General features: G+C 63.2%; 16 protein-coding genes. 12 read left to right on the forward strand and 4 right to left on the reverse strand.

Annotated features, from left to right (window positions below; genetic code table 11):
• The first annotated feature begins 377 nt into the window (after positions 1 to 377).
• From kdpF to CO671_RS14725, 7 genes are all read left to right on the forward strand, one after another.
• On the forward strand, positions 378 to 467 hold the full coding sequence (gene kdpF, locus CO671_RS14695) for a K(+)-transporting ATPase subunit F (protein ID WP_020923123.1): 90 nt from the start codon (positions 378 to 380) through the stop codon (positions 465 to 467).
• A 69-nt stretch (positions 468 to 536) separates the two neighbouring features.
• Positions 537 to 2240: a potassium-transporting ATPase subunit KdpA gene (gene kdpA / locus CO671_RS14700; protein ID WP_097606530.1), complete on the forward strand. Its 1704-nt coding sequence runs from the start codon at positions 537 to 539 to the stop codon at positions 2238 to 2240.
• Between the two features lie 65 nt (positions 2241 to 2305).
• Positions 2306 to 4366, forward strand: coding sequence for a potassium-transporting ATPase subunit KdpB (gene kdpB / locus CO671_RS14705; protein WP_097606531.1), 2061 nt, complete (start codon positions 2306 to 2308; stop codon positions 4364 to 4366).
• Between the two features lie 22 nt (positions 4367 to 4388).
• Positions 4389 to 4958, forward strand: coding sequence for a potassium-transporting ATPase subunit KdpC (kdpC, locus tag CO671_RS14710; RefSeq protein ID WP_097606532.1), 570 nt, complete (start codon positions 4389 to 4391; stop codon positions 4956 to 4958).
• A gap of 204 nt (positions 4959 to 5162) precedes the next feature.
• Positions 5163 to 7871, forward strand: coding sequence for a sensor histidine kinase KdpD (locus CO671_RS14715; protein ID WP_097606533.1), 2709 nt, complete (start codon positions 5163 to 5165; stop codon positions 7869 to 7871).
• Positions 7868 to 8560 carry a response regulator transcription factor gene (locus tag CO671_RS14720; protein ID WP_097606534.1) on the forward strand — a complete coding sequence of 231 codons (693 nt, stop codon included), beginning with the start codon at positions 7868 to 7870 and terminating at the stop codon, positions 8558 to 8560. Before CO671_RS14715 ends, CO671_RS14720 begins: the two co-directional genes overlap by 4 nt.
• 53 nt (positions 8561 to 8613) lie before the next feature.
• Entirely contained in the window at positions 8614 to 9069 is a 456-nt protein-coding gene (locus CO671_RS14725) for a PTS sugar transporter subunit IIA (RefSeq protein WP_010029034.1), read from the forward strand.
• A 49-nt stretch (positions 9070 to 9118) separates the two neighbouring features.
• Here the strand turns inward: CO671_RS14725 and CO671_RS14730 are convergent, their stop codons facing one another.
• The gene (locus CO671_RS14730; protein WP_097582154.1) at positions 9119 to 10135 is read right to left on the reverse strand and encodes a porin; all 1017 of its coding nucleotides are present in this window, start codon (positions 10133 to 10135) and stop codon (positions 9119 to 9121) included.
• 359 nt (positions 10136 to 10494) lie between these two features.
• Here CO671_RS14730 and CO671_RS14735 point away from each other — a divergent pair, with 359 nt between their 5' ends.
• The 5 genes from CO671_RS14735 (at position 10495) to CO671_RS14755 (ending at position 15346) form a co-directional block, all read left to right on the forward strand.
• Positions 10495 to 11520 (forward strand): sulfate ABC transporter substrate-binding protein, encoded by a 1026-nt coding sequence (locus CO671_RS14735; protein ID WP_097606535.1) that lies wholly within the window; start codon positions 10495 to 10497, stop codon positions 11518 to 11520.
• 8 nt (positions 11521 to 11528) lie between these two features.
• On the forward strand, positions 11529 to 12386 hold the full coding sequence (cysT, locus tag CO671_RS14740) for a sulfate ABC transporter permease subunit CysT (RefSeq protein WP_097606536.1): 858 nt from the start codon (positions 11529 to 11531) through the stop codon (positions 12384 to 12386).
• Positions 12376 to 13248, forward strand: coding sequence for a sulfate ABC transporter permease subunit CysW (gene cysW, locus CO671_RS14745; protein WP_097606537.1), 873 nt, complete (start codon positions 12376 to 12378; stop codon positions 13246 to 13248). The genes cysT and cysW overlap by 11 nt, the downstream gene beginning before the upstream one ends.
• Positions 13249 to 13258: 10 nt before the next feature.
• Entirely contained in the window at positions 13259 to 14299 is a 1041-nt protein-coding gene (locus CO671_RS14750; RefSeq protein WP_097606538.1) for a sulfate/molybdate ABC transporter ATP-binding protein, read from the forward strand.
• A 231-nt stretch (positions 14300 to 14530) separates the two neighbouring features.
• Positions 14531 to 15346, forward strand: coding sequence for a cell wall hydrolase (locus CO671_RS14755; RefSeq protein ID WP_097606539.1), 816 nt, complete (start codon positions 14531 to 14533; stop codon positions 15344 to 15346).
• Positions 15347 to 15379: 33 nt separating this feature from the next.
• On the opposite strand, the gene pepT is transcribed toward CO671_RS14755, so the two are convergent.
• The 3 genes from pepT to ugpC all read right to left on the reverse strand — a co-directional run bounded on the left by pepT (position 15380) and on the right by ugpC (position 18590).
• A complete protein-coding gene (pepT, locus tag CO671_RS14760) occupies positions 15380 to 16612 on the reverse strand; it encodes a peptidase T (protein WP_097606540.1) in 1233 nt (410 codons plus the stop codon).
• 106 nt (positions 16613 to 16718) lie between these two features.
• Entirely contained in the window at positions 16719 to 17462 is a 744-nt protein-coding gene (locus CO671_RS14765; protein WP_097606541.1) for a metallophosphoesterase, read from the reverse strand.
• A 69-nt stretch (positions 17463 to 17531) separates the two neighbouring features.
• Positions 17532 to 18590 (reverse strand): sn-glycerol-3-phosphate ABC transporter ATP-binding protein UgpC, encoded by a 1059-nt coding sequence (gene ugpC / locus CO671_RS14770; protein WP_097606542.1) that lies wholly within the window; start codon positions 18588 to 18590, stop codon positions 17532 to 17534.
• Positions 18591 to 18592 lie beyond the last annotated feature (2 nt).

The raw sequence follows: 18592 nt of genomic DNA on the forward strand, positions 1-18592 counted from the left end.
GGTTCCGGGACAACGACATGCATAAAAACAAAGGGCTAAAGCGCGTCGCATGAATCAAATTTGATGCGAGGCGCTTTAGCTCGCTTACTGAAAAGCATTTATAAGATTTTTATATAGACGGCCGCTGGCCCGTCTCGAACCTTTATGCCCTTCGGCTCCATATTCATCGCCGAGAGATCGAACGATCATCTCCACGCCAGAAAGCATGAAAGGCGGCCCTCCCCCCGGATGGCGCCTTTTGTCTTGTCTGACTCCAGGACGAACGACAGGAGTCACGATCATGATGGATATCATTCTACTCGGCACCGCGATCATCTTGTTCGCGCTGTGCTTTGCCTACACCAGAGCCTGCGACAGGCTTTAGCGGGAGAAACGCCATGACCCTCGATTATGTCTTGAGCGGCGCGGTGACCGTGTTTCTCACCCTTTACCTCACCTACGCTCTGCTTCGCCCGGAGCGCTTTTGAAGAAAGCCGGCGCTTCCGAGGTCGCTCATGCGCGACCGGGAGCCAGCCGGTTATAGAAAGTCTACCTCCATGACCCTCAACGGATGGCTTCAGATCCTGCTTTATTGCGGGATCGTTCTTGCGCTCGTCAAACCGCTCGGCGGCTATATGACGCGTGTCTTCAGCGGCGAACGCACTTTCCTCTCCCCGGTCCTCGCTCCCATCGAACGCGGGCTTTACCGCGCCGCCGGCACCAGCGAGAGAGAGGAGCAGCATTGGACCTCCTATGCCTTCGCCATGCTGACGTTCAATCTTCTCGGCGTCATCGTGCTTTATGCGCTGCAGCGCCTCCAGGCCGGCCTCCCCTATAATCCGGCCGGCATGGCGGCCGTCCCGCCGGAGCTTTCCTTCAATACCGCCGTCAGCTTCGTCAGCAATACCAACTGGCAGAACTACGGCGGCGAAAGCACGATGTCCTATCTCACCCAGATGGCCGGCTTCACCGTCCAGAACTTCGTTTCAGCGGCAACGGGCATCGCCATCGCGCTCGCCTTCATCCGCGCCTTCTCGCGCGCCTCGGGCAAGGCCATCGGCAATTTCTGGGTCGATATTTCAAGGGCAACCTTCTACGTGCTGCTGCCGATCTCGATCGTGCTGACGCTCGCCTATGTCTATCTCGGCGTGCCGCAGACGCTCGGACCCTATGTCAATGCGACGACGCTCGAAGGCGCACGGCAGACGATCGCCCTCGGCCCCGTCGCCTCGCAACTGGCGATCAAGATGCTCGGCACCAATGGAGGCGGCTTCTTCAACGCCAATTCCGCCCATCCGTTCGAAAACCCGGACGCGATCTCCAACCTCATCCAGATGGTCTCGATCTTCGCCATCGGCGCGGCGCTGACCAACGTCTTCGGCCGCATGGTCGGCAACCAGCGCCAGGGCTGGGCGATCCTTGCCACGATGGGCGTGCTGTTCCTCGCCGGCGTCACCGTCACTTATTGGGCGGAAGCCGCCGGCAATCCGCTGATGCACGCCTTCGGCCTTCACGGCGGCAACATGGAGGGCAAGGAAGTCCGCTTCGGCGTGGCGCTTTCGTCGCTCTTTGCGGTCATCACCACCGCCGCCTCCTGCGGCGCGGTCAACGCCATGCATGGCAGCTTCACCGCGCTCGGCGGCCTCATTCCGCTGATCAACATGCAGCTCGGCGAGATCATCGTCGGCGGTGTCGGCGCCGGCTTCTACGGCATCCTGCTGTTCATCATCGTCGCCGTCTTCGTCGCCGGCCTGATGGTCGGGCGCACACCGGAATATCTCGGCAAGAAGATCGAAGCGAAGGAAATGAAGATGGCCATCCTCGCCATCCTCTGCCTGCCGCTCGCCATGCTGGTCTTCACCGCGATCGCCACGGTGCTGCCCTCCGCCGTCGCCTCGGTCGGTACCGCCGGTCCGCACGGCTTCTCCGAAATCCTCTATGCCTATACCTCGGCTGCGGCCAATAACGGCTCGGCCTTCGGCGGCCTGACCGGCAATACGCCCTGGTACAACGTGACGCTCGGCATCGGCATGCTCGCCGGCCGCTTCCTGGTCATCATCCCGGCGCTCGCAATTGCCGGTTCGCTGATCGCCAAGAAGAGGGTTCCGGCCTCTGCAGGCACCTTCCCGACCGACGGGCCGCTCTTCGTCGGCCTGCTCGTCGGCACGATCCTGATCGTCGGCGGCCTGACCTTCTTCCCGGCGCTGGCGCTCGGGCCTGTCGTCGAGCACCTCGTCGGCCTCGCCGGACAGACTTTCTGAGGCGATCCCGTGAGCCTGCGTCACAGGCTTCGTTCGCCATCCTCGTTTCAAAGCTGGAGTCTCTTATGAGCCAGGCAAAATCCGCGAGCATCATCGATTCTCGCATTCTCGTTCCGGCCGTCGGCGCCGCCTTGAAAAAGCTCGACCCCCGCGCGCTGGCCAGAAATCCTGTCATGTTCGTCGTGGCCACGGTCTCGCTGCTGACCACCGTGCTTTTCCTGCGCGACCTCGTCACCGGCAACGGCAATCTCGGCTTCTCCTTCCAGATCAATCTCTGGCTCTGGTTCACCGTGCTCTTCGCCAATTTCGCCGAAGCCGTCGCTGAAGGCCGCGGAAAGGCGCAGGCGGATTCGCTGCGCAAGGCGCGCACCGAAACCCAGGCGAAACTGCTGACCGGTAGTAATGGCAACGACTATCGCATGGTGCCGGGCACCAGCCTCAAGGTCGGCGATATCGTGCTCGTCGAGGCCGGCGACATCATCCCGTCGGACGGCGAGGTGATCGAAGGTGTTGCCTCCGTCAACGAAGCGGCAATCACGGGCGAATCCGCCCCGGTCATCCGCGAATCCGGCGGCGACCGCTCGGCCGTCACCGGCGGCACCCAGGTGCTGTCCGACTGGATCCGCGTGCGCATCACCGCGGCGGCCGGCGCGACCTTCCTCGACCGGATGATTTCGCTGGTCGAGGGCGCTGAGCGCCAGAAGACGCCGAACGAGATCGCGCTCAACATCCTGCTTGCCGGCATGACGCTGATCTTCGTGCTCGCCACCGCGACGATCCCGAGCTTTGCCATCTATGCCGGCGGCTCGATCCCGATCATCGTTCTCGTCGCCCTCTTCGTCACCCTGATCCCGACGACGATCGGCGCGCTTTTGTCAGCGATCGGCATTGCCGGCATGGACCGCCTCGTCCGCTTCAACGTGCTCGCCATGTCCGGCCGTGCGGTCGAAGCCGCCGGCGACGTCGATACGCTGCTGCTCGACAAGACCGGGACGATCACCCTCGGCAACCGCCAGGCGACGAACTTCCGCCCGGTGCGCGGCGTCTCCGAACAGGACCTCGCCGACGCCGCCCAGCTCGCCTCGCTGGCCGACGAAACGCCGGAAGGCCGGTCCATCGTCGTGCTCGCCAAGGAGAAATATGCGATCCGCGGCCGCGACATGGCGAACCTCAAGGCGACCTTCGTCCCCTTCACCGCCCAGACCCGCATGAGCGGCGTCGATCTCGAAGGCGCCTCGATCCGCAAAGGCGCGGTCGACACCGTGCTTGCCTATGTCGCCGGCGACGCCCCCTCGAAAAATGGCAGCGAGGTCGTGCGCGAGCTGCAGTCGATCGCCGACGAGGTCGCCAAATCGGGCGGCACGCCGCTCGCCGTTGCCCGCGATGGCCGGCTGCTCGGCATCATCCAGTTGAAGGACATCGTCAAAGGCGGCATCCGCGAACGCTTCACGGAGCTGCGCCGCATGGGCATCCGCACGGTGATGATAACAGGCGACAACCCGCTGACGGCAGCGGCCATCGCCGCCGAAGCCGGCGTCGATGATTTCCTCGCCCAGGCAACGCCGGAGATGAAACTGGCGCTGATGCGCGAGGAACAGGCCAAGGGCAAGCTGGTCGCCATGTGCGGCGACGGCACCAACGATGCGCCGGCACTTGCCCAGGCCGATGTCGGGGTCGCCATGAACACCGGCACGGTCGCCGCCCGCGAGGCCGGCAACATGGTCGATCTCGACAGCGATCCGACCAAGCTCATCGAGATCGTCGAGATCGGCAAGCAGCTCCTGATGACGCGCGGCGCGCTGACGACCTTTTCGATCGCCAACGACATCGCCAAGTATTTTGCCATCATCCCGGCGATGTTCCTGACCTTCTACCCGCAGCTCGGCGTGCTCAACGTCATGGGACTGTCGACGCCGCAAAGCGCCATCCTCTCGGCGATCATCTTCAATGCGCTGATCATCATTGCGCTGATCCCGCTGTCGCTGAAGGGCGTGCGCTACCGCCCGATCGGCGCCGGCGCGCTGCTGTCGCGCAACCTGCTGATCTACGGCCTCGGCGGCATCCTCGTCCCCTTCATCGGCATCAAGGCGATCGACATGGCCGTCGCAGCCCTCGGCCTCGCCTGAAACGCTCCAAGGAGTAAGAACAATGTTGAAAGAATTGCGTCCGGCGATCGTCATGATCGTCGCCACCACCGCCATCACCGGCCTCCTCTATCCGCTCGCCATGACCGGGGCCGCCCAAGCCCTTTTTCCCACCCAGGCGAACGGCAGCCTCATCGAGAAGAACGGCCAAGTGATCGGCTCGACGCTGATCGGCCAGGCCTTCACGTCAGACAAGTATTTCCACGGCCGTCCCTCCGCTGCCGGCGACGGCTACAATGCCGCCGCCTCCAGCGGCTCGAACCTCGGCCCGACCAGCCAGAAACTGATCGACCGCGTCAAGGGCGACTACGAGGCGGCCAAGGCGACGAACCCGACTGCTGATGTGCCGGCCGACCTCGTCACCGCCTCGGGCAGCGGCCTCGATCCCGATATCTCGCCCGAAGCCGCCTACTTCCAGGTGGCCCGTGTCGCCAAGGCGCGGAACATGGACCAAGCCAAGGTCAAGGCGCTGGTCGACGGCGCCGTCCAGGCCCGTGAGCTCGGCCTTCTCGGGGAGCCTGTCGTCAATGTTCTGGCGTTGAACCAGAGCCTTGATGCTTCTATGACTGAGTGAGTTTCGTTGGCTGGGTGCCGCCTTCTCCTCCCTCATCCCTGTGCTTGTCACAGGGATCCAGCAGCGTCGCGTCTGCGACGCGGGAGACTTCCTTTCACGCGAAGGACTTCGCGTGGCTGGATTCCTGTGACGAGCACAGGAATGAGGGAGCAGGAGACGTAGCGCCCATCCTCAAGCACAGGCATCTGCAGAAAGACCACACGCATGCCAGACGACAATCGCGACCAGGCCGGCAGGCCATCGCCCGATGCGCTTCTCGAAAAAGCCCGGGCGGAGATGCGCGGCCGTCTGAAAATCTTTCTGGGGGCCGCCCCAGGTGTCGGCAAGACCTATGAGATGCTGATCTCCGGCCGCGCCAAGCTCGCCGATGGTCTCGACGTCGTCATCGGTGTCGTCGAAACCCATGGCCGCAAGGAGACGGAGGCGCTCGTCGCCGGCTTCGAGATCATTCCCCGCGTCGAAATCGACTATAAGGGCCGGCTGCTCGACGAAATGGACCTCGACGGCATCCTCGCCCGCCGGCCGGATCTCGTGCTCGTCGACGAACTCGCCCACACCAATGCCGAAGGCAGCCGCCATCCGAAACGTTACCTCGACGTCAAGGAATTGCTCGATCGCGGCATCGACGTTTATACGACGCTCAACATCCAGCATGTCGAGAGCTTGAACGACGTCGTCTCGCAGATCACCCGCATCCGGGTGCGCGAGACGGTGCCGGATTCGATCATCGATCTTGCCGACGATGTCGAGATCATCGATCTGACCCCGGACGATCTGATCAAACGCCTGCATGACGGCAAGGTCTACATGCCGCGCACGGCCGAGCGGGCGCTGACCAATTATTTCACGCCGGGCAACCTGACGGCGCTCCGGGAGCTGGCGCTGCGCAAGACCGCCCAGCGCGTCGACGACCAGTTGCTGACCCACATGCAGGCTCACGCCATATCGGGCCCCTGGGCGGCGGGCGACCGGGTCCTCGTCTCCGTCGATCATCACCCGCGCTCGGCCTCGCTGGTGCGCTACGCCTCGCGCATGGCCTCGCGGCTGCGGGCGCCCTGGGCGGCCGTCTATATCGAGACCAACCGCTCGGTCAACCTCAGCGAAGCCGAGCGCGATACGATCGCCGCCACACTGCGGCTTGCCGAACAGCTCGGCGGCGAGGCGATCACCATTCCCGGCCGAGAGGTGGCCGAAGAACTCGTTCGCCACGCCACCGCCAACAACGTCACCCATATCGTCATCGGCGCGCCGAAAAAGCCGACCTGGCGCGACTGGTGGGGCCGCTCGATCACCGACGAACTGATCCGCAAGACCGGCGAGATCAGCGTCCATGTCATCTCGGGCACCGAGAAGGACGGCACCACCGCGCGCGGCATCAAGGCCGCCGCCGCCGCGCCGCAACTGGATTTCCGGGCCTATCTGCTGGCGACCGGCTATGTCGCCATCGCGCTCGGCGTCAGCATCGTGCTCGACCAGGTGCTCGATGTGCGCAACCTCGCCCTGGTGTTTCTGATGGCGGTGCTGACCTCCGCCGTCCTCCACGGCCTGCGGCCGGCGCTCTACAGCTGCATTCTCGGCGCGCTGTCCTTCAACTTCTTCTTCCTGCCGCCGCGCTACACGCTGACGATCAGCGATCCGGAAAGCGTGCTCGCCTTCTTCTTCTTCCTCGGCGTCGCCATCATCGCCAGCAACCTGACCGCGACCGTGCAGCGCCAGGCCGCCGCCGCCCGGCAGCGGGCGCGCACGACCGAAGATCTCTATCTCTTCTCGAAAAAGCTCGCCGGCACCGGCACGCTCGACGACGTGCTCTGGGCGACCGCCTTCCAGCTCGCCTCGATGCTGAAGGTTCGCGTCGTGCTGCTGCTGCCCGAGGCAGGCACGATCGCCGTCAAGGCCGGTTATCCGCCCGACGACACGCTCGACGATGCCGATATCGCCGCCGCCCGCTGGGCCTGGGAGCACAATCACGCCGCCGGCCGCGGCGCCGACACCCTGCCCGGCGCCAAGCGCCTGTATGTGCCGCTCCGAACCGGGCGCACCGCCGTCGGCGTCATCGGCCTCGACAGCGACCGCCGCGACGGGCCGCTGCTGACGCCCGAGCAGCAGCGGCTGCTCGATGCGCTGGCCGACCAGGCAGCCCTTGCCATCGAACGCATCCAGCTCGTCGCCGACGTCGACCGGGCAAGGCTTGCGGCCGAAGCCGACCGGCTGCGCTCGGCTTTGCTCACCTCGATCTCGCACGATCTGAAGACGCCGCTTGCCGCCATCCTCGGCGCCGCCGGCACGCTGCGCGATTATTTCGCCTCGATGCCGGAGGAGGATCGCGCCGACCTGCTGTCCACCGTCGTCGACGAATCCGAGCGGCTCAACCGTTTCATCGCCAACCTGCTCGACATGACCAAGATCGAGTCCGGCGCGATGGAGCCGAACTCTGCGCTGCACTATGCCGGCGATATCGTCGGCACGGCGCTCGCCCGCGCCGCAAAGATCCTCGAGCACCACAAGACCGAGATGAGCATTCCGGCCGAGCTGCCGATGGTGCGGGTCGATCCTGTCCTGTTCGAGCAGGTGATCTTCAACCTGCTCGACAATGCCGCCAAATACGCGCCTGCGGGATCGGTGATCCACATCGAAGGCTGGGCCGACGCCGACAATGTCGTCGTGCAGGTTTTGGACGAAGGCCCGGGCATTCCGCCGGCCGACCTTGCCCGCGTCTTCGACACTTTCTACCGGGTGCGCAAGGGCGACCAGGTGCGCGCCGGTACCGGGCTTGGCCTGTCCATCTGCCGCGGCTTCATCGAGGCGATGGGCGGCACGATCACGGCCGGAAACCGGAGGGGCCGCCCGGGCGCCACCTTCACCATCCGGCTGCCGAAACCCAACGACATTCCGAAACTGGATGAACTCAAATGACCGGTTCAGCCGTCAAAATCCTCGTCGTCGACGACGAGCCTCCGATCCGCAAGCTGCTCCGCGTCGGGCTGACCGCGCAGGGCTACGATGTGCAGGAGGCGCCGAACGCCGAAAGCGCCCGCCAGTCGGTTGTCGCAGATATGCCCGACCTCGTCGTGCTCGACCTTGGCCTGCCCGACACGCCGGGCCATGACCTCTTGCAGGCGTGGCGCGACGAAGGGCTTTCCATGCCGGTTGTCATCCTGTCCAGCCGCACCGACGAGGCCGGCATCGTCAAGGCGCTGGAAAGCGGCGCCGACGATTACGTCACCAAGCCCTTCGGCATCAACGAGCTCGGCGCCCGTATCCGCGTGGCGCTGCGCCACCGGCTGCAGCAGCAGGGGGAAAGGGCGATCTTCCAGACCGGCGGGCTGTCGATCGACCTCGTCAAGCGTATCGTCAAGGTCGACGGCGAGGACCTGAAACTGTCGCCGAAGGAATACGACATTCTGCGCGTGCTCGCCCAGCATGCCGGCAAGGTGCTGACACACCAGTTTCTGTTGAAGCAGGTCTGGGGGCCGGCGGCTGACGTGCAATATCTGCGCGTCTACATCAGACAAATCAGGCAAAAGGTCGAGAAGATTCCGGATCAGCCGCACTATATTACCACCGAAACGGGCGTCGGCTACCGGCTCCGAGAACCGGACTGACATCCTTCCCCTTCCCCCTTGCCGACCTTCGAGCCGACTATATCGAGAATGCCATGAACCTTCCCAACATCATCCGGCCGGAACACACTTTCCTCGGCGTGTCGGCTCCAACGAAAGGGCGGGCGCTGCAGACCATTGCGGACAAGGCGGCCATGGCCTTTTCCGTCGATGCACAAATCATCCTGAAGGCGCTCGAAGCCCGCGAAAAGCTTGGCTCCACCGGGATCGGCAACGGCATCGCCATTCCGCATGCGGCGATCGACGGCATGAGCAGCCCGCGCGGTCTGCTCTTCCGCTTTTCCCGGCCGCTGGATTTCGAGGCGATCGACGATATCCCGGCCGACATCGCCGTCGTGCTGCTCTTCGGGGAAAACAACCGCGGCGAATATCTGAACGTGCTGTCCGGCATCGCCCGGCGGCTGCAATCGGACGGCGTGCTCGCCGCCATGCGCAAGGCAAGGACGGCCGACGAATTCTATTCCGATTTCATCGCCGACTCCAGGGTATGAAAAAGGCGCGGCCCGAAGGCCGCGCCCGCTCGTCTGCAATCAGACGATCTTAGAAATCGCGCTGGAAGCGCAGGAAGCCGAACACTTCGTCGTCGCCTTCGTCCTCATCGTGATACTGCACGCTGAGCTTCGAACGCAGGTCTTCGACGATCTGGTAGTCGATCGTGACACCGGTTGTGTACGCGCTGCCGCCGGTGAAGCCGTTGCCGTCAGCTTCGAGAGCGATGTTTTCGAAGTACTGGAAGCCGGGGGTGATCTTCCACTTGTCGTTGATCTTCAAGGCGTATTCTGCTGCGATCGTCCACTCGGACTCTTCGTAGTAGTAGTTGGCGCCGCTCGCCCAGATGCCGGCGATGCCGAGGGTGCCCGGGCCGATATCGGCATAGACGATGCCACGGACAGCGACTTCGCTGGTGTCGGTGTCATAACCGGCAAGCAGGTAAGCGCTGATGGCGCCGGCCTTGTAGGAGACCTGGCCTGCGACACCGAAGTTGTTCGGGCCTTCGCCCGGCTTGGTGGCGTAGTCTTCTTCCAGCTCGTCGACCGAGAGGCCGGCTGCGAAAGCGCCGTTCTCGTACTGATAACGGATCGAGTTGTGGGTCGTCTCGTTGCTGGCGAGCGTATCGGTCTCGCCGCTCATGTCGTCGTCCCACCAGCTGTAGAGCTTACCGACGCGGAAACCGGCAATGTCGATATAGCCTTCATCCAGCAGCGCTTCCTGGTCGGAGGCGTTGTCGACATTGTAACGCAGGGTCATGACGCCGGTCAGCGTGCCGAACTCGGTGTCGTTCTTCGCCTGGAAGGTGACCTGGCCGCGAGTCCAGAAGTTTACGTCGGAATCGCCGGCGATGTTGTCACCGAAGCGCACTTCGGTACGGATGTAACCGCCGATCGAAAGGCATGTTTCCGTTCCCGGAATATAAAAATAGCCGGTGCCGTAGGCGTCGCAAACGCGAACATATTCGACGGGCTCGGGCTCCGCCGCCACGATGGCGTCGGCTGCGCGTGCTCCGGAGGCCGCGGCAAGGGCGGCAACGGAGGCAAAAAGGATAGTTCTGATATTCATTTTGAATGGCCCTAACAGGTTGGAATGCGAGGCGCATTTCAAGGGATGCCCCCACGTAGCGGCCGGCAAATACGACCGCACCGCCGCCATATAGGAATCCGCAAGTGTCATCGCGGCAAAATCCGGGCAAAAATCAGCATTGCCCGCGTCGCTTGCGGGGGAACTGTGGCCAAAAAAACACGGTTCTGCGGCAGGGCGGCGGCGACCGAGCGATTGGCCGCGGCCAACTCCGGCACGTCTATTTCCAAATAACCCCTCAAATGGAATGGCATTCTAACAGAGCCGCCAGAACCGGAAGATGTTTCGTTTCATTATACGACTGACTTGATAGAGTTAAGACAGTAAACAGGAGGGTCCCAATGCAGACACAACGGTTCACCCGGCTCCTCGCGGCCGCGGTCATGGCAGGCAGCTTCGTCGTCGGCAGCATGGCGCCGGCTTTCGCGGATCAGGCGCTGCTTAACGTCTCCTATGATCCGACCCGCGAATTGTACAAGGATTTCAATGCCGCCTTTGCCGCCAAATGGCAGAAGGACGATGGGGAAACCGTGACGATCAAGGCCTCGCACGGCGGCTCCGGCGCCCAGGCCCGTTCGGTCATCGACGGCCTCGACGCCGACGTCGTCACGCTGGCGCTCGAGGGCGATATCGATGCGATCGCCAAGGCGACCGGCAAGATCCCCGCCGACTGGAAGACGAAGTTCCCGAACAATTCGACACCCTACACCTCGACGATCGTCTTCCTGGTCCGCAAGGGCAACCCGAAGGGCATCAAGGATTGGGCCGACCTGGTCAAGGACGACGTGCAGGTGATCACGCCGAACCCGAAGACCTCGGGCGGCGCCCGCTGGAACTTCCTCGCCGCCTGGGCATGGGCCAAGCAGGCCAATGGCGGCGATGACGCCAAGGCGCAGGATTACGTGACGAAGCTGCTGCAGCATGTTCCGGTGCTCGACACCGGTGCGCGCGGCGCCACGACCACCTTCGTTCAGCGCGGCCTCGGCGACGTGCTGCTCGCCTGGGAAAACGAAGCCTATCTTTCGCTCGAGGAACTCGGCCCCGACCAGTTCGAGATCGTCACGCCAAGCTTCTCCATCCGCGCCGACCCGCCGGTCGCCATCGTCGACGGCAACGTCGACAAGAAGGGCACGCGCAAGGTCGCCGAAGCCTATCTCAACTACCTCTATTCGGACGAAGGCCAGAAGATCGCCGCCAAGCACTATTACCGGCCGATCAAGCCTGAGGCCGCCGATCCCGCCGACATTGCCCGCTTTCCGAAGCTCACCCTTGCCACCATCGACGACTTCGGCGGCTGGAAGGACGCCCAGCCGAAATTCTTCGGCGACGGCGGCGTATTTGACCAAATCTACAAGCCAGCCCAATAATAGACTTCATGAGAGCACATAGCCCCACGCGGTGGCGGTTCAGGCGGCCGAGCGTCATTCCGGGTTTCGGAATGGCGCTCGGCCTTACCTTGACCTGGCTCACCCTTCTGATCCTCATCCCGCTCTCCGGCCTTGCCGTCCGGTCGAGCGCGCTCGGCTGGGAGAAATTCTGGTCGATCGCGCTCGATCCGCGCACGCTGAATGCGCTGCGCATCAGCTTCGGCACCGCCTTCATCGCCGCGATCGTCAATGCCGTCTTCGGCATCATCCTCGCCTGGGTGCTGGTGCGCTACCGCTTCCCCGGCAAGCGCATCATCGATGCGATGGTCGACCTGCCCTTCGCACTGCCGACCGCGGTTGCCGGCATCGCGCTGACGACGCTCTATGCGCCGAATGGCTGGGTCGGTCAGTTCCTGACGCCGCTCGGCATCAAGATCGCCTTCACGCCGGCCGGCATCGTCGTGGCGCTGATCTTCGTCGGCCTGCCCTTCGTCGTGCGCACCGTGCAGCCGGTCATGGAGGAAATCGACAAGGAGGTCGAGGAGGCCGCCGCGACACTCGGCGCCAATCGCTTCCAGACGATTTTCCGCGTGCTGCTGCCGGGGCTGGCGCCGGCCGTGCTCACCGGCTTCGCGCTCGCCTTTGCCCGCGGCGTCGGCGAATATGGTTCGGTCATCTTCATCGCCGGCAACCTGCCGTTCAAATCGGAGATCGCGCCGCTGCTGATCATCATCAAGCTCGAAGAATATAATTACGCGGCGGCGACCGGCATTGCGGCGATCATGCTGATCCTGTCCTTCGCCATGCTGCTCGTCATCAACCTCATCCAGAGCTGGAGCAGGCGGAGGTACGGCCATGGCGCTTGATACGACCGCGCAACCCGTCAAGCTGCGTTCGGTGACCACCGAAAACCGGATCGCGCGCTACAGCCTGATCATCCTGTCGCTGGTCTTCCTGCTGCTGATCCTGCTGCTGCCGCTTGCCGCCGTCTTCGTCGAAGCCTTCCGCAAGGGGGCCGGCCCCTTCATCGAGGCGCTGCAGGATGACGAGACCTTCTCGGCGATCCGCCTGACGCTGATCGTCGCCGGCATCAGCGTGCCGCTCAATCTCGTCTTCGGAGTCGCCGCCGCCTGGGCGATCGCCAAGTTCGAGTTCAAAGGCAAGGCCTTCCTGACGACGCTGATCGACCTGCCCTTCTCGGTCTCCCCCGTCATCTCCGGCCTGGTCTTCGTGCTTCTCTTCGGCGCCAATACCTGGCTCGGCCAGTGGCTCAGCGCCCACGACATCAAGATCCTGTTCGCCGTGCCGGGGCTGATCCTGGCGACCATGTTCGTCACCTTCCCTTTCGTCGCCCGCGAACTGATCCCGCTGATGCAGGAACAGGGAACGGCGGACGAGGAGGCTGCGCTTTCGCTCGGCGCCAGCGGCTGGCAGACCTTCTGGCATGTGACGCTGCCGAACATCAAATGGGGCCTGCTCTATGGCGTGCTGCTTTGCAACGCCCGCGCCATGGGCGAGTTCGGCGCCGTCTCGGTGGTTTCGGGCCATATTCGCGGCCAGACCAACACCATGCCGCTGCAGGTCGAGATTCTCTATAACGAGTATAATTTTACCGGCGCCTTCGCCGTGGCCACGCTGCTGGCCCTGCTGGCGCTCGTCACCCTGGTTTTGAAGACGCTGCTGGAAATGCGTTACAGCGCGGAGATCTCCGCCAGCCGGCGGCACTGAAGGATTTGCAATGGAAGTACGCGTTCAAAACATTCGCAAGGAATTCGAGCGTTTTCCGGCGCTGCACGATGTCTCGCTCAGCATCCGCTCCGGCGAGCTGATCGCCCTGCTCGGCCCGTCGGGCTCCGGCAAGACGACATTGCTGCGCCTGATTGCCGGGCTGGAAAGCCCGACGGAGGGGCAGATCTTCTTCGGCGACGAGGACGCCTCGAAGAAATCCGTGCAGCAGCGCAATATCGGCTTCGTCTTCCAGCATTATGCCCTCTTCCGCTACATGACGGTGCTCGACAACGTCTCTTTCGGGCTGAGGGTCAGGAGCGGCGCACGACGTCCTGCGAAGGCCGACATCCGCCGGCGGGCGCTGGAACTGCTCGACCTCGTGCAGCTTTCCGGCCTTGAAACACGTTATCCGGCGCAGCTTTCCGGCGGCCAGCGCCAGCGGGTGGCGCTCGCCCGCGCCATGGCCGTCGAACCGAACGTGCTGCTGCTTGACGAACCCTTCGGCGCGCTCGACGCTCAGGTGCGCAAGGACCTGCGCAAATGGCTGCGCGAGATCCACGACCGCACCGGCCACACCACCGTCTTCGTCACGCACGACCAGGACGAGGCGCTGGAGCTTGCCGACCGCGTCGTCGTCATGAGCCAGGGCGCGATCGAACAGGTCGGCACGCCTGATGAGGTCTACGACAACCCCAACTCGCCCTTCGTCTTCGGCTTCATCGGCCAGTCGAATTGCCTGCAGGTCGAAATCTCGGACGGCGACATCCGCTTCGAAGGCCGCTCGCTCGGCCTCAATGCCGAGGGTGAGCCCGATGGCCCCGCGCAGCTCTACTTCCGCCCGCATGACGTCAGGCTCTGCGAATCAGCGGAAAACTGTATTGCCGGACAGCCGGTCTCCAGCCGCCGCGTCGCCGGCACCCGCCATATCGAACTCGATATCGGCAACGACCGCCCGCATATCGAGATCGAACTGCCGCCGAGCGAGGCAGACCGACTCGATCGCTACCGGGTGGCTTTCAAGCCGACCCGCTGGAAGCTGTTTCGCAGCTGACGGATCAAGGGCGCAAAGTGGGCTGCCGCAGTTGGGGCCGCTGCATAATTCGTTAAATTTTCGGAATTATGCAAGCAGGCCGTCTGACACTTGCCGCCGAAGTCGCCTTTGGCGGGAGTCGATTTTGGTTTTTGTGATCTCCGGTTGTTTGTGTTTCAGTCATATGACGAGTAAAAGTTTTTTCGCATTAATCATAAAGGGCTGGACTAATCCCATAGGAGGCACTTGGCGTTGAGGGCGGAGATTTCCTTTGGAAAATCCCTGATCGGGATTTTATTCGCAGGACTGGCGGCCACAGGCTGCACCACAACACCGAAGCCGGCGACGACGGCGGCCAAGACCAAGGTTCAAACGACGAAAGTCACCTTCAATTATACGGCAAAAGATCGCGATTGCCTGAAGCGTGCGATGTATTTCGAATCGCAGCATTCCGATGAAGACGGCTATCTCGCCGTCGGCACCGTCGTCATGAACAGACTGACGTCGGGCGCCTATCCTCCATCGATCTGTGGTGTCGTCGCCCAGAAGCGGCAGTTTGCGCCCGGCGTCATGACGCGCGAGGTCAAGGTGCAGGCCGAACCGGAGCTTGCCACCGCGGCCGATGCGATCCTGCTGAAGGGTGCGCGCCATCCGGCGGTGAAGGATGCGATGTTCTTCCACACCGACGGGCTGAAATTTCCCTACGACAACATGCACTATGTGACAGTCGCCGGCGGCAACGCCTTCTACGAGAAGCGCGACTCCAACGGCATGCTCGAAACGCCGCCGCCACTGCCCTCCTACGAAGTGGCGATGAATTACGTGCCCGGCGAAAGCATGCTGCCGCCGCAGTTCGAGGCGCTGATCCCCTCGGCCGTTCCCGTTCCTCTGCCGGCGCCCGATCCCATGGCCACGGCGAGCACGGCGCCGATGCGGATAACCGCGCCGGTGACCCTGCCGGAACCCTCGATCGAGCCCGAGCCGGGAATGCCGGTCGCCATCCCGACGCCCCGTCCCGCCTATGACAGCGTCATGCTGCGCGGAAGCATTGCGACAAACGGCGGCTGACGGCGTTCCGCTGTCCCGGCGAGGAAGAGCGTCTTAAGCGCGCTCTTCCCAGACCCGCGCAAGCTCCACGATGGTTTTGACGGCCTTTTCCATGTCCTGGCGGCTGACCCATTCGAGCGGCGAGTGGAAGGCATGGCCGCCGGCGAAGATATTCGGGCATGGTAGTCCCATGAAAGAAAGGCGCGAACCGTCCGTGCCGCCGCGAATGCTGCCGCGCACCGGCGTCATGCCGGCCCGGCGCACGGCTTCAAGTGCGTTTTCGACGATCTCCGGGTGACGGTCGAGCACCACCTTCATGTTGCGATACTGCTCCGCCACCTGGAAATGCGCGGTCGAGCCGGGATAGGCAGCCATCACCTCCTTGACGATGGCGTCGAGCATGGCCTCCTTTTCCGCCAATCCCGCTTCGGTGAAATCGCGGATGATAAAGCTCAGCGACGCCTTTTCCATCGAGCCGGTCACGCCGACCGGATGGATGAAGCCCTGCTTGCCTTCGGTGGTCTCCGGCGCCAGGTCCTTCGGCAGCCGATCGATGATGGCGCCGGCGATCTTGATGGCGTTCTCCATCCGGTCCTTGGCAAAGCCCGGATGGATCGCCACGCCGGAAATGCCGATCTCGACGCCATCGGCCGAAAAGGTCTCGTCCTCGATATGGCCTGATGTCTCGCCGTCCATCGTGTAGGCGAAGTCGGCGCCGAGTTTCTTCAAGTCGACCTTGTTGACGCCGCGGCCGACCTCCTCGTCGGGTGTGAACAGGATCTTGATCGTCCCGTGGCGGATATCGGGATTGTCGACAAGGATTTGGGCCGCGGTCATGATTTCCGCCAGCCCGGCCTTGTCGTCGGCGCCGAGCAATGTCGTTCCGTCGGTCGTGACGATGTCGTTGCCGATCTGGTTGTTGAGCTCGGGATGCTCGGCGACACGGATCACCCGGCTCGGATCACCGGCAAGCCTGATATCGCCGCCGGCATAATTCCGGACGATCTGCGGTTTGACATTGGTGCCGGTAAAATCGGGCGCTGTATCCATATGCGAGCAGAAGCAGATGACCGGCACCGGCTTGTCGCTATTTCCGGAAATGGTCGCATAGACATAACCGTGTTCATCGAGATGCGCATCGGCAAGGCCGATCTTCAGCAGCTCGTCGACCAGAAGCCGGCCGAGATCCTTCTGCTTTTCGGTGGTCGGCTGCGTCGAGGAGGAAGGATCGGATTGCGTGTCGATAACGACATAACGGAGAAAGCGGTCGAGAACAGTGTCGGTCATAGCGTCCAGTCCAACGAGATCACGCGGAGAGGATATAGCCCTCATGGGCGATGCTGCAAAAGATTTTTCCACTCGCAGCGCGGGCGGGTTCACCGTTCATTCCATGTCATGCGGGTGCCGGAATGGACACTACATGGGAAACCAGCCTGCCGTCGCCGACATCATGCACGAAGAAGGACGGAGCGTCGATCAGCGGAAGATCGGCCCGGCCTTCCAGCAGAAGCGGATTGGGCGGGCACAGAGAGCCGCAGGTCTGGACAGGGATTATTCCGAGCCGGCCAAAGGCAGGTCGGTGAACATGGCCACAGAGAACCGCCAGCGGCGGCCTGTCCATCGTCTCCAGGATACTGAGAAGCGCGCCGCCGTTCCTGCATGCGACCTGGTCCAGCGCCTCGATGCCGATCGTCAATGGCGGCTGATGCATGAACAGAAGGACCGGCGTCGTCACGTCTGCAAGCACTTGCGTCAGCCATGGCAAATGGGGCAGGACGTCGCCATAGCTCTGACCGGCGACTGTCACATCGATACCGAAGAGGGCCAAGTCGTCGACAGCTGCCTGGAAATGCATCGGTCCCGTCGCATTGATCCAGGTGCCGACGGCAGCAAGTTCGGAGCGCATCATTTGCAGATCATCGCCGTTGCCCGGCAACAGATGGACCGAGCAGTCCAATGACAAAAGGCTTTCGGCAACCAGGCGGTAGCCTTGCCGCCATCCCCCGTCCACCAGATCTCCGGTGACGACCAGCACATCCGGGCGGAAGGTTCTCAACCAGCCTACCGCTCGCTCCAGCGTCCGGAGCGAAGAAAGGTCGGGCCCTGCATGGATATCGGATATCTGCGCAACGAGCATATTCTGCCTCCCCGCCACTGCCGGAGACAGTATGCCGAAACCGACAGCAACGGGCCAGCGGCCGGTTGCTCAGTCGACGCGTTTTCCCTCTCCGTCGAAGACATGCAGATACTCGGGCGGGAAAGCCACATTGACCTTCGGCCCCGCCTTCAGCGCTTCGCGGTTGAGCGTGAAGACCTTGAAGGGCAGGCCGTGCAGGGCAAGGTGCAGAATGATGCCGAAGCCTGTGGGTTCGACGAGCTCCACATCGGTGGCAAGCCCTGCCCCGTCAGTCGTCATCAGCACGTGCTCCGGCCGGATGCCGAGCGTCACTTTGGCACCGGCTGCAAGCGGCAGCGGCTTTACCAGCGGCACGATCGTGCCGTCCTTCAGCTTCACACCACCTGCTTCATAGGTCGCCTCGAGGAAATTCATCCCCGGCGAGCCGATGAAGCCGGCGACGAAGAGATTGGCGGGCCGGTCGTAGAGTTCCAGGGGGCTGCCGACCTGCTGCACCACCCCGCCATGCATCGCGACGATCCGGTCCGCCAGCGTCATCGCCTCGATCTGGTCATGGGTGACATAGATCGAGGTCGCCTTCAGCTCCCCATGCAGTTTCTTGATTTCGGCGCGCATCTGTTCGCGCAGGCGCGCATCGAGATTGGACAGCGGCTCGTCGAACAGGAAAGCCTTCGGCTGGCGGACGATGGCGCGGCCCATGGCGACGCGCTGGCGCTGGCCGCCGGACAGCGCCTTCGGCCGTCGTTCGAGCAGCGGATCGAGGCCGAGCTTGGCCGCAGCGGCGGAGACGGCGCTGGCGATCTTCTCCTTCGCCGTTTTCCGGAGCCTCAGGCTGTAGCTCATATTGCCGGCGACGTTCATATGCGGATAGAGCGCGTAGGACTGGAACACCATGGCGATGTCGCGATCCCTGGGATGCCGTTCGTTCACTCTGGCGCCGGCAATGCGGATTTCGCCTGATGTGACGTCCTCCAGTCCGGCGATCATGCGCAACAGCGTGGACTTGCCGCAGCCGGAGGGACCGACCAGCACGACGAATTCGCCGTCCCGGATCTCAAGGTCGACGCCGTGCAGCACCTGCACATGGCCATAGGCTTTGCGGATATTCTGGATATCGATCGATGCCATTT

The organism is Rhizobium sp. M10 (assembly GCF_002531955.1).
In the GTDB taxonomy this organism is placed as follows: domain Bacteria; phylum Pseudomonadota; class Alphaproteobacteria; order Rhizobiales; family Rhizobiaceae; genus Rhizobium; species Rhizobium etli_C.

Bases quoted from the DNA above. Each gene is read 5' to 3' on its own strand.
- kdpF (WP_020923123.1), top strand. From the start codon at position 378: ATGACCCTCGATTATGTCTTGAGCGGCGCGGTGACCGTGTTTCTCACC.
- kdpA (WP_097606530.1), top strand. From the start codon at position 537: ATGACCCTCAACGGATGGCTTCAGATCCTGCTTTATTGCGGGATCGTT.
- kdpB (WP_097606531.1), top strand. From the start codon at position 2,306: ATGAGCCAGGCAAAATCCGCGAGCATCATCGATTCTCGCATTCTCGTT.
- kdpC (WP_097606532.1), top strand. From the start codon at position 4,389: ATGTTGAAAGAATTGCGTCCGGCGATCGTCATGATCGTCGCCACCACC.
- CO671_RS14715 (WP_097606533.1), top strand. From the start codon at position 5,163: ATGCCAGACGACAATCGCGACCAGGCCGGCAGGCCATCGCCCGATGCG.
- CO671_RS14720 (WP_097606534.1), top strand. From the start codon at position 7,868: ATGACCGGTTCAGCCGTCAAAATCCTCGTCGTCGACGACGAGCCTCCG.
- CO671_RS14725 (WP_010029034.1), top strand. From the start codon at position 8,614: ATGAACCTTCCCAACATCATCCGGCCGGAACACACTTTCCTCGGCGTG.
- CO671_RS14730 (WP_097582154.1), bottom strand. From the start codon at position 10,135: ATGAATATCAGAACTATCCTTTTTGCCTCCGTTGCCGCCCTTGCCGCG.
- CO671_RS14735 (WP_097606535.1), top strand. From the start codon at position 10,495: ATGCAGACACAACGGTTCACCCGGCTCCTCGCGGCCGCGGTCATGGCA.
- cysT (WP_097606536.1), top strand. From the start codon at position 11,529: ATGAGAGCACATAGCCCCACGCGGTGGCGGTTCAGGCGGCCGAGCGTC.
- cysW (WP_097606537.1), top strand. From the start codon at position 12,376: ATGGCGCTTGATACGACCGCGCAACCCGTCAAGCTGCGTTCGGTGACC.
- CO671_RS14750 (WP_097606538.1), top strand. From the start codon at position 13,259: ATGGAAGTACGCGTTCAAAACATTCGCAAGGAATTCGAGCGTTTTCCG.
- pepT (WP_097606540.1), bottom strand. From the start codon at position 16,612: ATGACCGACACTGTTCTCGACCGCTTTCTCCGTTATGTCGTTATCGAC.
- CO671_RS14765 (WP_097606541.1), bottom strand. From the start codon at position 17,462: ATGCTCGTTGCGCAGATATCCGATATCCATGCAGGGCCCGACCTTTCT.
- ugpC (WP_097606542.1), bottom strand. From the start codon at position 18,590: ATGGCATCGATCGATATCCAGAATATCCGCAAAGCCTATGGCCATGTG.